The organism is Candidatus Kaistella beijingensis (genome assembly GCF_020084865.1).
GTDB classification, from domain to species: domain Bacteria; phylum Bacteroidota; class Bacteroidia; order Flavobacteriales; family Weeksellaceae; genus Kaistella; species Kaistella beijingensis.
Map to the genome: position 1 here is coordinate 200297 of NZ_CP071953.1, position 16310 is coordinate 216606.

The window sequence follows — 16310 nt, forward strand, 5'->3', positions numbered from 1 at the left end:
TATTGCCAAAATGGGGGCTGACGGAAGTAATTCAACATTTGTACTTCTATCAGCCTTTGTGCTATATTTGTACTGACGGATTTCTATTGCCCCCACTTCGGCAATACCTAATCCGTTATACGACATTTTATAAAAGCCGCCAATCACAATTAAAAAAATGAAGAATAAAATTTTAATTTCACTTATATTTTTCTTTTTTATTCCTTTAAAAATTAAATCTCAATACACAATTACTAATGATATTGAAATAATGAAACTAAAGGGAAATGTTAAATATTTAAAAGAATATAAATTTCAACCAATTATTGACACAAATGGAAATGTAACAATTGGTAACAAAATTAATTCGGGGAATAATGATGTATCTTTTAATGAAAATGGTCAAATAATCAAACAAAGAATATTAAAATTCGATGACACTTACTATGGAATTCTAGAAAACAAATATGATTTAAAAAATAGAATAATTGAAAAAAATGAAACAGGAGGAAAAAAAGTTACATTTAAATACGATTCTATTAATTTAAATAAAGAAGAAATAGTTCTTCAGGATGACAAAATCTACTATAAGATTATTTTTAGATTTAATAAACAAAACAAACTAATTGAAAAAAAAGGAATTAAATATCCTTCAAAAGAATTAAATGAACAGATATCCTACGGCTATGATAACAATGGTAATTTAGTATCACTAAATTCAATCATTAATACAATTTTTAAAACAAAGTACTCCTATAATAATTTAAATAAATTAGTGGAAGAAATTTCATACAATAAAGACGATAGGCCAAGTATGAAAATTGAATATTATTATGATATTAAAGACAATTTAATTTCAAAAAAGTACTTTTATGATGAAAATTTATATTTGGGTTTTATAAGTGAATTTAATGAAAATAATGACGTAATAAAAGAAACAGGATATAAATATATTGATCAAAGCAAAGAATTTGAATATGAGTATTCATATGAATACGATAAAAACAATAACTGGATAAAACTAATAAAGTTTAGAAATAAAGTTCCTACCGAAATATTAACTCGACAAATAGAATATTATTAAAAAACGTCGTATAACATTGTATTGGCAAAATGCGGGGGAAAGTAACAAGTTGAACTACTCTACTTTTTTATCCGCAAACACTTTTTTATTTTACAAAAAAGTGTAATTTAGTAAAAGAAAAAAGTGTTTGCTACTTTCGGTTTTTGTAGAACTTTTAGGCTTCAAAAGTCCCGCACTTCGCCAATACTTTTTCCGTTATACGCAACCGTATCAAAAATCCCGCACAAAATTCAGTGAACAAACAAAAATTTCTATATTTACTCAAAATAACTTTATGGAAGCAGATTTAAAATTAAAATTGGAACAATTGCACAATCGCGTTGATGCATTAAAAGATCAAATCAACACCGAAGAAGCAACTAAAAATGCTTTTGTGATGCCTTTTATACAAATTCTTGGTTACGATATTTTTAATCCCACTGAAGTAATTCCAGAATTCATCTGTGATATCGGAACTAAAAAAGGAGAAAAAATAGATTATGTAATTAAAAAAGACAACGAACCAATTTTAATTATCGAGTGTAAACATTGGAAGGAAAATGCAGACGCTCATAATTCTCAACTTCACAGATATTATCACGTTTCAAAATCCAGATTTGGCGTTTTGACCAATGGCCATATTTTTAATTTTTATGCAGATTTGGAAAAACCAAATATAATGGATGAAAAGCCATTTTTTACTTTAGACTTATCAAACCTAAAGGATTCAAGTCTTAAAATTCTTGCGAATTTCACCAAAAATGGATACAATTTAGAAAGTATTTTGGATTCTGCGGAAGCGCTAAAATATATCAAAGCAATCCGCAGTGAATTTGAGAAAGAATTACAAGAACCTTCAGATGAAATGGTAAAAATGTTGGTAAGTAGATTTTTTGATAAGCCTTTGATTGCTTCAAGACTTGCAACTTTCAAAGATTATACAAAACGTGCTTTTTCTAACTCGATAAATGAATCAATTAGTTTCAGACTAAAAAATGCCTTAAATATTAATGAAACTGTTCCTTCAAAACAATCAGATAATATTACTTCTGTTGATGAAGAGGAAAATAAAGACGCACCTAAATTCATAACCACACAAGAAGAAATTGAAGGTTCACAGATCATAAAAGCAATTTTAAGAGAGGTAATTCCTGCTTCGAGAATTGCTTTCCGTGATACTCAATCATATTTTGGTGTTTTGTTAGATGACAATAACAGAAAACCGCTTTGTAGACTTCACTTTAATTCTTCAAACAAGTATCTCGAAGTTTTTCATCAGGGAAAAGATAACGGAGAAAAGAAATTGCTGAATTCTTTAGAAGATATTTATGAGTACAAGAATGAACTTCTTGCAACCGTGAAAAATTATGAATAAAAACGGCTGCGTATAACATAGTATTTGCAAAAGGCGGGGTTGAATATATAATAGAAAAACCCGATGCATTTAGTCGCAACTTGCTTTTCATATTGTATTTTTTTGTAATTTAACAATCTGAAAAAGCAATTTGCTTCGTTCGGTCGAAATTGAACTTTCAGTTAAATTTAGCCCGCCCTTCGCAAATACTTTTTCCGTTGTGCGACATGCTGCCAAAATTGCGCATAAAGTGTTTGAAAATCGAAAAATTTATCTGAAATTTTTGAACAAGCCAAACTTCAACGTTCCTAAAAATTGGGGGAAAATCTTTGGAAAAACTGCGTGAATATTTCAAGCCGCAAAATTTTAGATACTTTGGAAAAACTGCGTGAAAAACGTTGCGTTAAAAATTGCGCCGAAAAACCATCTTTGGAAAAACGCCGTAAAATCCACATCTCGACAAAATCACGTTAAAGTGCGTGAATATTTCAAAAGTGTGCATGAAGTTTGCAAAAAAATTGCGCAAAACATTTTCGGAAAATTTTTTAGGATTTAGTCGGAGATTTTCCATGCGAAAGGAAAAAATTATTAACTTTATCGAAACAAAAAAAACGAAAAATTATAGGAAAAGAAAGCACGTCGCACAACATGGGTTTCGCAAGATGCGGGGTTGAAAGCCTCGCCCGGAAGATTTTCGCAGGTTGAAGATTTTTTCCACGCCCGAAGTTCATCGTTAGTTGTCCCGCACCTCGCGAAGCCCTTTCCCGTTGGCGGTCATTGTAAAGCGACACGATATAAATACGAATTGACATTATGGAAGAAAACCAAATAAAGACATTAACGGTAACTGAACTATTAGGAAAGAACTTTTTTATTCCTGAATATCAGCGAGGTTACAGGTGGACAAAAACAAATGTTTTACAATTACTCAATGATATTTGGGAATATAGACAAGAGCCAAACAACAGAAATACTTTTTACTGTTTACAACCAGTAGTAGTTAGACAAGCAGAATGGCAAGACATTAATGGAACAACCATAAAAGGTTATGAATTGATTGATGGTCAACAACGACTGACAACGCTTCATCGCATCCTTACTTATCTGACTTTAGAATATCTGCAAAACAATTTAAAATCCGAAGGTTATTCTGAAAACCTTTATTCCATTTACTATAAAACGAGATTAGAATCTAAGACTTTCTTAGAAACCAACAATTCCGATAATACAAAGCCTGACTTGCATTATATGAGTGAGGCATACAAAACAATTAAAGAATGGTTTGAAGACGGAAGAAGAGGAATACCAAGACAAGTAAAAGACGAAATGTTGAAAATAATTTTGCCAAGTATTATTACAAACAACAAAGGAGAAAAGCAACATCCTGAATGGAGCGTTCAGGTAATTTGGTATGAAATCAAAGATACAACACAGAAAAGCGAAGAACTTTTTACACGCTTAAACAGAGGAAAAATACCGCTTACAAGTGCAGAACTGATAAAAGCAAAATTTGTAAACTCTGACAGTTTCAATGGGATGTCAGATGATGATAAAATAAAAAGAAGAACACAGTTAGTTCAGATTTGGGATGAAATAGAAAACCAACTTAACAACCCTAAATTTTGGGCTTTTATTTCAAACGAAAGTTTAAGCAAATACAGCAACAAAATCGAGTATTTATTTGACATTGTCGCTAACAAAAAATCAAACGAAAAAGACCCTTTGTTTAGTTTTATACATTTCTTTGATGACAAAGAAACGGCAAAATCACTTTGGGAAAAATGGATAAAAGTTGAAGAAATATATCGCTCTTTGGCGTATTGGTTTTCTAACAAAAATCTTTATCACAAAATTGGTTTTCTTATTGCCACAGGAACACAAATTGGAACTTTGATAAGTATTAAGAACAACAATACAAAGAAAAATTTTGAAAATGAAATTAACGAGTTAATAGCAAATACTATTGATGAAGATTGGGAAGAATTGAGTTACGACAAACCAAACGAACACGGAAAAATTATAAACGTATTACTATTAACGAATATAGAAATCACAAGAACCAACAATAATAACAATGAGTTTTTCCCTTTTGAAATGTATAAAAGCATTACAAAGAGTTTAGAGCACATTCACGCTCAAAACATAGAAGGAATAAATGAAAACAGAAGAGATGAATGGTTTAAATGGTTGCATTCACATAAAAACATATTGCTAAACGTGTCTGACGAAAAAGAAAAAGCACAAAAATTAATTGATGAAGTCAATTCTATTGATGAGAAAACATACAAATACGAAGACTTCAAAAGATTGAGCGAAAAAATATTATCTCTTATTCCTAACGACAACAAAAACGAAAACGAGTATTTGCACAAAATTCAGAATATGGCATTACTAGGACTTGAAGAAAATATTTCATTAAGTAATTCCGTATTTGAGGTTAAACGAAGAAAAATAATTGAAATGGATAAAACAGGAGCATTTATTCCATTAGCAACAAAACGAGTTTTCTTAAAATATTATTCATCTGAAAATAATCAACGTTATTCTGTATGGACAGAAGAAGAACGAGACGCCTATTTGAAAGAAATACGCAATCGTGTTGAATTGTATAAACCATTAATCATAGACACAAATGCGTAGTAATTATATTGAAATTTTGAGCAACAAAGTTGAAATTCCAATCATTCAACGAGATTACGCTCAAGGAAGAACAGACAGTAAAACCAACAAAATCCGTAAAGATTTCTTGGACGCATTGTTTGATTTTATTTCTCAAAAACTAACCGATAAGAACGCACAAATAGAGCTTGATTTTATATATGGTTTTAGCGAAGTAGAATCTGATAGCAAAACTACGTTTGTTCCAATTGATGGACAACAGAGATTGACAACGCTTTGGCTTTTGTATTGGTTTGTTTCTGTGAAAGAAAATATTTCAGACATCGAAACACATTTCCTTTCCAATTTTTTATACGAAACACGACATAGCACAACAGAATTTTGCAGAAATTTAATCCAGTTCAACCCTGAATTTTCACACGAAAAAATAAGCCAAGAAATTAAAAACCAGTCTTGGTATTTTGAAACTTGGGACTACGACCCAAGCATTCAAGCAATGCTAATCGTTCTTGACGACATAGAATTGAGATATAAAAACTTCAACACAAATAATATTTGGAGTGCTATTGGAAATTCTTCTTGTCCTTTTTATTTCTACAAATTAGATATGGACAAAGTCGGTTTAACAGACGATTTGTATATCAAAATGAATTCACGAGGTAAACCGCTTACTGAATTTGAGTATTTCAAAGCAGGTTTTGCTGAAATAATTACAGATAGCAAACAAAGAAAAAGATTTGAGGAATCTATTGACGGAAAATGGATTGATACTGTTTGGCATATTATTCTTCATTCAGGCTCTTTATCTGACGAAGACGATATTGCTTTAACGGTTGACAATTCTTTTCTCAATTTATTCAACTTCATCACTTCAGTAATTTCTTTCAAAAACGACTTGAAAGGCCAAAATGAAAATCGGTATAAAAACACAGTTGTTTCAGCAGATTTATTAAAGGTCATATACAGCGAAACAGAAAATCAAAACTTCTTATTTGACACTTTAGATGGTATTTGTAAGCAAGAAGAAGAAAACCCAGTATTTTGGAACGACTTGTTTTATTACAACAAAGAAGAATTTGAAACAAGTAAAACAAGATTGTTTTTCACTCATAGAGAAACAAATCTTCTAAAACGTTGCTTATTCAACTTTGCAGATTTCAGAGGTTTTACATTCCCTGAGCAAATATTGTTATTGGCTTGTTTGACTCATTTAAAAACACCTAGTAAGACATTTAATGACCAAATCAGAATAGTAAGAAACTTGGTTGTGAATTCAGAAAATGAATTACGTGATACTGTTTTAGGAAACAGCTTTGCAGAAGTTGAGGACTTTATTTCCAAAGTCGACTTACAAGTTCTCAAAACTTTCAAAACTGACCAGATAGAAGAAGAGAAATCTAAAAAGGCTTATATCAATCAAGCAACTTCCGATAAGGAATCACTTCAAAAACTTGAAGACAGTGACATACTAAGAGGTAGCATTTCATTGTTGCCATTAGATAACAATGTAAAAAATCGTGCAGACAAATTTTTGGAGATTTTTGACGAAACAGATTTTATTCAAAATTTTCAGGCAAAAATTAATCTATTGTTGAGTTTTGGTGATTATACTCAAGATGACGGCTCATTAACAAACCTGATGACAGCAAAACATCGTAACATAAGAAGTTTTCTAACAACTCCAGGTTTTAATAAAACTCAATTCAAAACTAAAACACAGCCGACAATTTGGGCTTGCTTGGATTACTTTATCACGAACAACAGTGTTGCAATTTCTAAACCAATTGAAGACATACTTGCAACTTATACAACGAATCCGAAGGATTGGAAGTATTATTTTTTAAAGTATTCTTCATTCAGAGAAAACAGTAATCAAGGTAATTTTCATTGGCACAGCAATAGCGATTATTGCATTTGGAAAATGAAAGAAAGGCAGTTTAATGGTTACCATTGGGACACGTTTTTATACGAACTTTCCAAATCAAACAATAAGTTAGAGTTTGAAAGCAATTACGGTTCTAAACTCATTTTTACTCACAATAGAAAGAAGATTTTAATTTCTTCAATTCCAGACGGCTTCCTATTTGAAAATGGAATGTCAGACCGAACACTAAACACTTTGTTAGACGAATTGGAGAACAATGGTATAATTGACAAGGACGGAAAATTTATAGTTGCTCAAAACACAGACGGTTTAGACACAGAAGATAGACTTGAAAAAATTAAAAAGGCATTATACGAAATTTCCAACCCATAAAAATGTAACGACAAAGTGAGAGGAGACATATATCACCGAAAAAAACAACGAACCGCCAACACGGGTTTTGCGTCAGGCGGGGTGACGTGCAAGCTTGGAGCTTTGTGCTTCTAATGAACTTTAGTAATAAATTGAAACTTTGTGCTCTGAAACCCGCCCGAACGCAAAGCCCCAAAACGTTATGCGATATTTTATCCAAACATTCGTAGAAATTGAGGATTTTCAGTTTTTTTTAACTACCAAAAAATGAAAAAAAATTCTAAACTTGAACCAAACTATAAATATAAAAATCTAGAAAATCTAGAAAAAGATTTTTGGGGTGAACCTAAATATGAAAGTTATTTGGTGAAAACTTGCCATAAATTAAGAAAAAAAATAATTAATGAATTTTCTATTGAAGATTTGAGAATTATGATTGGACAAAATATTGGTCTAAAATATCTAATTCCAAGCGCAATAGAAATATTGAATCAAAATATTATAGCCGAAGGAGATTTTTATGAAGGAGATTTACTAAAATCTGTTTTGACTAGCGAAATTGATTATTGGAAAAACAATAAAGATAATTGGAATAAAATAATTGAAATAATTACTAAAAAAGAAGAACTATTAAAAAGTTTTGAAACTACAAAAGAAATTAGAATGGAGATTTTTGAATCAATTGAAAGATTTAAAAAACTCTAAATATTTAAAATGAAATTAATATGAAACAGAGATTAATTGAAAGAATGAAAGATTGGACAGATGTAGATATTGCAATGCACGAGATTGCATTATGTTTAGAATTGATACCTGAAGATAATTTTCCAAAATACAAATCGATTTATTGGTCACATAGTGACAAAAGCGAACTATTGTCAAATTTATTAAAGGATTTATCAAAAATTAGTTTTCTTAATATGAATGAAGATGATTATACTTTCAAAATAAATCCAAATTTTGCGTTTGATAGTGAATAACATTAGAAAAAACGTCGCATAACATCGGTTTCGCAAAAGCGGGGTTGAAGTTCCCTTGCGTTGAAGGTTTTCGCTTTTTTAGTCGCAAAAAACCATTTCGTTTTTTATTTTTTTGTAATTTTGAAAAAACGAAATGGTTTTTGCTGAGGTTGGTGTTTATAGAAAGCTTCGTCTTTCTTATCCCCGCCTTCGCGAAGCCGTTTCTCGTTATATGCTATGCCGCCAAAACTATCGCTAAATTTTACTGCACTTTTTTTCCAACGCTCATCAGCACATTTGCAAAAAGCCGAAACTAAACCAAACGCTTATTTTGCAAAAGAGCTGTTTTTCCATAACCACACCAAGTAATTCAAATTTTAAATGCATTTTTTGTAGTTTTATCTGATTAGGACATTATTCTCGATTTATTTTTTGGTAAAGAAAAAAAACTTTGCTTAATTTTATTTTAACATGTTATAGGATAATCTATTGTAAGTAATTTTATATTTAAACTATTACCAAAATTCGGAATTGCGATACATTATTAACTACTTTTTTGCGTAAAAATGTATTTTGGACAAAATAAATTAATATTTTTACAAAACGATTTTATAGAAATAAATTTCTAATAAAATTCAATATTTTTATAGTAAAATTCAGTTTTTTGAAATAAATAAAAAATGATTAAAAAGGGTATTGTAATTTTTATTTTTTTATTCACTGCATCAGTTTTGTATGCTCAAAATAAATTTGATTTTGAAAAAGAATACGAAAGGGCTAGTCAATTAACGAGCAAAAACATAGACAGTGCAGAAACTGTTTTTAACTTAATTATACAAAACGCAAACGAAGGAAAAGAATTGGTATACGCAGCTAGGGCAAATAACATGATGGCATATCTATATCAATTAAGGTCAGACGAACATAAATGTCAGGAATTTGCCAATAAGTCTTATGAATTATCAGAAAAAATTAATTATAGTATTGGAAAGGCGGTATCGCTCAGAACTCTTGCACTACAATCTGCAAGATTAGGAATGAAAGATGATGCATTTCAAAAATTCAATCTTGCAATTGATGAACTAAATGATGATAAAACACAGGAAGACTATAAAGTCCGAGGCAATATTTATGCAGCTTTTATGGGGTTGTATGAAAATGATTATGAACGACAGTCATATTATATAAAAAAAACGATTGAAAATTATGAAAAGTTAGAAGATAAAAAAGTTAGAAACTCACTTTTATCAAATTTTTATTTAAGTGTGGCTACAAAATATACTAACAATCAAAAATTTAGTTATTCGCAAACTATAGTTAGAAAAGCTATTTCCTTACTCCCTATTGACGATATTGAAAACCAAATTAACGTCTATTTTATTTCAGCTGCGAATTATGAAGGTTTAAATAAACAAGACAGTGCTCTCTATTATTGTAAAATATCTTTGGATTTAGCAAAAAAATATGAATTTAAAGAACATGAATTTTTAATAATAAAAAACCTCCCCAAATTATATGCTTCTTTAAAAGATTCAACTGGTATAAGTAATGTTTATTTAAAAAGAGATTCACTTTTAAGAGAAAAAGATTCAATAAAAAAAATCGCAATTAATAATATTTTTGTAAATAAAGAAAAGAGTTTTAATACCGAAATTGAAAAACAAAAATCTCATTTCAATTTTGTTCTTTGGTTCGGGATTGTGATATCAATTTTATTAGGAATTTTAATTATTTATCATTTCCGTCAGCGAAAAAAATACCGTAAAATTGTTCAGCAAATATATGCTGAAAATCAACAACGACAAAAGAACTTAACAAAAGCAAAAGAAACCGGAGAAATAATAAAATCCCCTTCAATTTTGATTCCGAATAGAGGTTATAAACCAGAAGAAAATAACGATGAATTCTATCATGAAAATCTAAATATTTCACCTGAAATAGAAGAGAAAATTATGAAACTTTTAGAAAAGTTCGAGCAGAAAAAAGGATTTAACGAGAAAGGCATTTCGCTCTACAACTTGGCTAACAGCTTCAATGTAAATACAAAGTATCTTTCAGTTATCATTCGAAAAAATAAAGGTATTCCTTTTAATAATTATATTACTCAATTGAGAATCAATTACATTGTAGATCAACTTTTGAACGAACCAAAATTTTCAAAATATAGGATTAGCCATTTGGCTGAAATTTCTGGCTTTTCTTCTCACAGTGCATTTTCTTCAGAATTTAAAAAACAAATGGGAAGGCACCCTTCAATTTTTATAAAAGAACTTAAATCTATTAAATAATAAGAAATACAGAAGTGTTTTTGCACAAAGTTCTATATTTTTTGTTGCTTTCCAATTTTTGCAGTCACTATAAAAAAACAAATTCAAAGCCGAAAATCTATAAATACTGCACATTTTTTATACATATTATTATATACATTTCACAGAATTTTTTAAAATACGTAGATATTATTAGCAATATTATCTCAAAAATTGTTTTTATTATACTAAAATACCGAATTTTAATAGAAATATGAGTTATATAAATAATTGATTTATTGATATTTAAAGCTATAATTAATTCTTGTACTCTCCGGAACCCTCAAATTCACTCATTTGGTATAATAGGCAATTATATTTGTGTTCTACGGAAAAGGAAGTTCTTCAAGAGCTTTTCTTTTCTGAATTAGGAACACAATGAATGACAATTTAAAATTTAGCGTAAAAGTCAACACATCCAATAATTATTGGATGGCTTTTGTGTTGATTTTCTTTTTATTATTCATCAGCAGTTTCAGTTTTGCAAATTCTAATAAGTCATTATCCAATAATAAAAATGCTACATTTCATGATAAGACATGGAATAATTCAGGGCCTCATTCAAAAGGAACACTTTTTATAGAAAATCCCAATTTAATTACAGGTTGGGGAAATATTGTTATTTCAGATAAAGTCAACAAAACTGTTAAAAAAGAAAAAACACCTCAAAAGCAGATTTCAAATGAAGTGATATTTTTTAACGATTCTATTGTAATAAGGGGGTTAGAAAAGATATATGTAATTACCGATAAGAAAAGTATTGAGAAAAGGAAATCAACATTATCTGAAGAAAACAAAACATATGCAAGAAACAAGAAAGTTGGCGCTGAGAAACAAAAGAAAAAAATAGTTGAGGATCAAAAAACATTCAAAAAACAAACTTCGGAATCGTCAGTTTTTTATAATGAAAATCAGAAACAAAATTCTATAGTAAATACAATCTCCATTTCTTATTATGGGCTAATTCATAAATCTTCTTACAGCAACGCAAGTGCTTATATATATTCAAACAATTTCCAGGAGATTCTTTTATTCAGGGAGCTCTCTTTTTTAAAAAATAAAAAAGGTAGGGCTCCCCCTTTTTTTCATATAGATTTTCAATACGCTGCTTGATATACAATTACAATATAGATGATATTCGCAGCATTAAATTAATATTAACATAAATGAAATTTTAATGAGAAAAAACATCTTTCTTAAAAATACTATTTGGACATTCTTTATTTTTTGCATAGGTATCAACTTTGCAAAATCGCAGGTAGTGGTTCATAAGTTCGGACCTTCGGGTGGACCTTCGGGAAACACCTATACGCAGGCAGCTCAATCGGTAACATTTACTAATACATTTACCAACAGTCTAAGCCCTTATAGTGTTACAATGGCAGTTACTGGTGAGCAATTCACTGGTATAGAAGGCAATGCTACTTTGCCTGCTTACGGATTTGGTGGCAATATTACTGCTTCTTCCAATACAACTCCTGGAGCACTTGCAGCATATATTTCTAATGATGGATTTACCAAGGTGACCGGTACTGTTGCTAACGGATATTTTACGGCTTCTTATAATACGCCCCCAAAAACCGGGATGACTACAGCAGATTATGGTATTACAAGTACGGTACTCGCTGATGCATTGCTCAATGCCGATGGTACTAACAAAACGGGATATCTCCCTACTGATAAAGTACAATTTGCTGATATTACCATTACATTTAATAGACCCGTAAAAAATCCCATAATCCATATCAGCGGACTTGGGAATTATTGGTATAGTGGTGCATTAAGCCCAGCTTTTTCGCACCAACCGTCAATGCAATATCAGCTTTTAAGTCCCTATCCTGTAACAATGCTTTCAGGATCGCCTTATTTTGCATTAGATACTACCAACAAGATTGCATATAACAATGCACAATATCCAGGTGCATATGCTGCAGGAACTTGTGTACAATACATTCCAAGATATGCTGCTGCAGGAAGTGTAATGGTAACAGGAAATAATATCACAACGCTTACCTTTAGGATTTTTCTTAAAGGGAGTGAAACAAGATATAGTGCACTTGGTGGTGACGGATCTTATACCGGAAATGATACAACTGGTAGTTGTGGTGCAACAAATACTAATATGATTGCGAGTGATAATCAATCCAAATGGAGTACTACTTCATGGATAATGGGAGATGTAAATAATATTGGGGTATCATTTGAAACAGATCGCTATACAGGTACAGTATATAATGATGAAAATCAAGGACCTGTCGATGACGGTACAGTAACACCAAACAAAATTCCGGGAGGTATATATGCTAATTTGGTTGATGCCAGCGGAAACGTACTGCAAAGTGTTCCGGTAAATACTGATGGTACCTATGTACTCTCTGAAGCTATGGAAGGATACGACTATCACGTGCAGTTAAGTAACTCGCAGTTAAGCGTGGGAAGTGTTGCACCCACAACAACTACTTTGCCACCAGGATGGATGTTTACCAATGTTGGTTCCTCCACTTTACCAGGAAATCAAAACGGAACAGGAGCAACTTCAACAGCCGTAGTTTCTGGTGTTAATAATATTAATTTTGGAATTTGGGCATTGGATTCCGACGGCGATGGTATTGCAGATATGGATGATTGGGATGATGACAACGACGGAATTTTAGACGCAATAGAATCTCCAGGCTGTTATTATACCGCTGCGGAAGCAGGTACTATATCCGGCGTTACATCTCAAGTATCTGGAACAACAGCGGCAAATACGGAAATTGCATCTCTTCATGACGGAGTCACAGCAAGTGGAACATACAAATACAATTCCGGACAAACCATTACACCAGGTACTAATTTATTGGCTGTAAGCTATCCTACCGCTGTACAATTAACAAGTGTTACCGTTAATCAAGCTTCTTATGGTTTAACCGGAGGACTTGGAACGAATTGGAATCTTGCCTATGCGCAATTATATGGATCAAATGGAGGTACACCTGTTGCCATATCCAATTCAGTGACAACACTATATGGTGCAACCGTAACTTTTAATGTAACAGATACTACCAATTCTTATCAATACTATTATATTAAATATATTGGTACTGCAGCAGCAGGAGATACAACCAACCTAACAACTGATACCAATGCAGGTTTAATCTATGAGGTTTCTGGAGCGTTGAATACGACCAATTACCAACCTTCCGGTCATCCGAAATCGAGCTGTACTGCTACGGATACGGATGGAGACACCATTCCGAATAATTTGGATTTGGATTCTGACAATGATGGTTGTTTGGATGCTATAGAAGGAGGAGCTAACATTGGTGCAGGATCATTAGTAAGTTCAGGTGGTACCGTAACCGTAGGAACCGGTTCTACCGCTTCCAATCAAAATCTTTGTGGAGGTAACACTTGTGTTGATGCTAATGGAGTTCCGGTATTATCACCTACACCAACGGGTTACACCAATGGAACCGGACAAAGTATCGGATATTCACAAAATGCTGCTAATGCAATTTCTTGTATAGACAGTGATGGAGACGGATTATCTGATGATATTGATTGGGATGATGATAATGACGGAATCTTGGATGCCGTAGAATCTCCTAATTGTTTCTATACCTTGGCAGAAGCTACGACTATTTCGACCATTAAATCAAAATTAAATGGTACAGTAGCTGCAAATACGGATATTCCTTCCCTTCATAATGGAAGTACTACCGACGGAATCTACCACTGGAACAATCCCCAAACCATGAATCCTGGCGATGCATTGTTCACTATAGAATATCCTACTGCAATCCAATTGCAAACCCTTGCAGTTACCAGTACTTATGGAATGACCGGTTTAAGCGGCAATTGGTTTTCAGTTACAGGAAGACTCTATGGTTCAACAGATGGTGTATCTTATACCCCAATCTCGGCAGCTGCAGGTGTAGCATTATACAGTAGCCCATCATTTACCGTGACAGATACCACCAATAAATACCGTTATTATCAAATACGATATATTGGTGATGCTTCAGGTGGGAACGGCAATTCTTTTACTTTAACCAATTCTGATAGTTACCCGATACAGGAAATTACACCTACAATATTATCCAGCTTTAGCAGCAGTTATGTACCTTCAGTTAACCAAAAACCAGGGATATGTAGTGATGATGCAGATGGTGATGGTATCCCTAACTATTTGGATTTGGACAGCGATAATGATGGTTGTTTAGATGCCATAGAAGGAGGAGCTAATATTTTATTATCTCAATTGGTAAACTCAGGAGGTACCGTAAGTGTTGGTACCGGTTCTACTGCATCCAATCAAAACTTATGTGGAGGTTCTACATGTGTAGATGCCAATGGTGTCCCTACTTATGCTACACCACCAACCGGATATACTAACGGTTCCGGACAAAGTTTAGGACAATCTCAAAATGCAGCAGATGCCACTTCCTGTGATGACTGGGATGGTGATGGCGTACCGGATGATATTGATTTGGATGATGATAATGATGGTATTTTGGATACGATTGAAGGTTTGAATTGTAACAGTAGTCCTTTTGTATGTGGAAATCAAACAAGTTGCTCTACAGCTTATCCAGTTGCAAATAGAGTTATTTGGACTGCCACTTCTCCTAACCAATATAATGGTCAGGTAACAATAAATGGTATTACTTATAATGTTACTGCAACAACTACCAAAACATTTGCCGGATTATTGGCAAGCTCTTGGCAATTTGGCTCTGGTACTTATTCCGGTTGTCCTAATGATAATACCACTGTAAATAACTCTGCTATAAATCATTTTTCTAATGATTATACAGTAACACTCACTTTTGATAAGCCAGTGACCAACCCTGCACTCGTTTTTTCATCATTCAATGGCTCGGCTTGTCAATTTAGTCAAACTGTTTGTGTGGCTGGTATACAAGGAAATATAAATGGTTACCAAATAGGCGATCAAATAACAGGTTATTCTGCTACTGAAAATATAATAGGAGTAGTTTATACCGGAACGCATACTTCCATAAGTTATACAGAAGTTGGGAGTGATTTACAAGGTTCTGTAATTTTATACTTATCAAGTTTAACCAATAATGGAACAGGGAATTGTACTGCTACAGATACAGACGGTGATGGCATTCCTGATTATCATGATTTGGATTCCGACAACGACGGTTGTATCGATGCCTTAGAAGGTGGTGCAGACGTTACCACATCTCAAATCGTAAGTGCGGGTGGTTTGGCTACCGTAGGACCTGGTTCTACTGCTTCTAACCAAAACCTTTGTGGTGGTACTACTTGTGTAGATGCCAACGGAGTTCCAGTATTAACACCTGCGCCAAACAATTATACAAACGGTTCAGGACAAAGTGCAGGAGATTCTACCAATCCGGCTATCCAAAGTGGATGTCCATTAGTTGCCTTCTGCTACAAACCCGCAGTTACTACAGGTACAGTATTAGATTCGCCAATGGGGATTACCAGTTTATCTAGAGCTGGTGCAGATGACCAAGATAATTGGCCAATGGCAAGAAAAGGAGCTTGGATGGTTTTGGAAGCCAAAACCAAAGGATTTGTCATCAATCGTGTTGCATTTTCTGGTGCCAATCCTGTGGGAATAGCAACAACTAATTTTGTAGAAGGCATGCTGGTGTATGATACCACCAATAATTGCATGAAGATGTACACTTCTACAGATAACGGTACCACCTTCGGATGGTTTTGTATAACTACACAAACTTGTCCTGATTAAATAATTATAAATTTTAATTCCTTGTCAGTGTTTTAAAATCACTGGCAAGGTTTTAACTCAAAA

The 16310-nt window shown here is 32.5% G+C and carries 9 protein-coding genes; all 9 read left to right on the plus strand.

Features of this window, described 5'->3' with window-relative positions; translation table 11 throughout:
* Nucleotides 1–157: 157 nt before the first annotated feature.
* The 9 genes from J4771_RS00885 (at nucleotide 158) to J4771_RS00925 (ending at nucleotide 16247) form a co-directional block, all read left to right on the plus strand.
* Nucleotides 158–1063: a hypothetical protein gene (locus tag J4771_RS00885; RefSeq protein WP_224135607.1), complete on the plus strand. Its 906-nt coding sequence runs from the start codon at nucleotides 158–160 to the stop codon at nucleotides 1061–1063.
* Nucleotides 1064–1337: 274 nt separating this feature from the next.
* A complete protein-coding gene (locus J4771_RS00890) occupies nucleotides 1338–2417 on the plus strand; it encodes a type I restriction endonuclease (RefSeq protein ID WP_224135608.1) in 1080 nt (359 codons plus the stop codon).
* 792 nt (nucleotides 2418–3209) lie between these two features.
* A complete protein-coding gene (locus tag J4771_RS00895; protein WP_224135609.1) occupies nucleotides 3210–5036 on the plus strand; it encodes a DUF262 domain-containing protein in 1827 nt (608 codons plus the stop codon).
* On the plus strand, nucleotides 5029–7272 hold the full coding sequence (locus J4771_RS00900; RefSeq protein WP_224135610.1) for a DUF262 domain-containing protein: 2244 nt from the start codon (nucleotides 5029–5031) through the stop codon (nucleotides 7270–7272). The genes J4771_RS00895 and J4771_RS00900 overlap by 8 nt, the downstream gene beginning before the upstream one ends.
* A gap of 246 nt (nucleotides 7273–7518) precedes the next feature.
* Complete coding sequence (locus J4771_RS00905; protein ID WP_224135611.1) at nucleotides 7519–7956, plus strand: contact-dependent growth inhibition system immunity protein; 438 nt, start codon at nucleotides 7519–7521, stop codon at nucleotides 7954–7956.
* A gap of 20 nt (nucleotides 7957–7976) precedes the next feature.
* Nucleotides 7977–8231 carry a hypothetical protein gene (locus J4771_RS00910; protein ID WP_224135612.1) on the plus strand — a complete coding sequence of 85 codons (255 nt, stop codon included), beginning with the start codon at nucleotides 7977–7979 and terminating at the stop codon, nucleotides 8229–8231.
* Between the two features lie 659 nt (nucleotides 8232–8890).
* Nucleotides 8891–10498 carry a helix-turn-helix domain-containing protein gene (locus J4771_RS00915; protein ID WP_224135613.1) on the plus strand — a complete coding sequence of 536 codons (1608 nt, stop codon included), beginning with the start codon at nucleotides 8891–8893 and terminating at the stop codon, nucleotides 10496–10498.
* A 396-nt stretch (nucleotides 10499–10894) separates the two neighbouring features.
* On the plus strand, nucleotides 10895–11629 hold the full coding sequence (locus tag J4771_RS00920) for a hypothetical protein (protein ID WP_224135614.1): 735 nt from the start codon (nucleotides 10895–10897) through the stop codon (nucleotides 11627–11629).
* 64 nt (nucleotides 11630–11693) lie between these two features.
* Nucleotides 11694–16247 carry a beta strand repeat-containing protein gene (locus J4771_RS00925; RefSeq protein ID WP_224135615.1) on the plus strand — a complete coding sequence of 1518 codons (4554 nt, stop codon included), beginning with the start codon at nucleotides 11694–11696 and terminating at the stop codon, nucleotides 16245–16247.
* Nucleotides 16248–16310 lie beyond the last annotated feature (63 nt).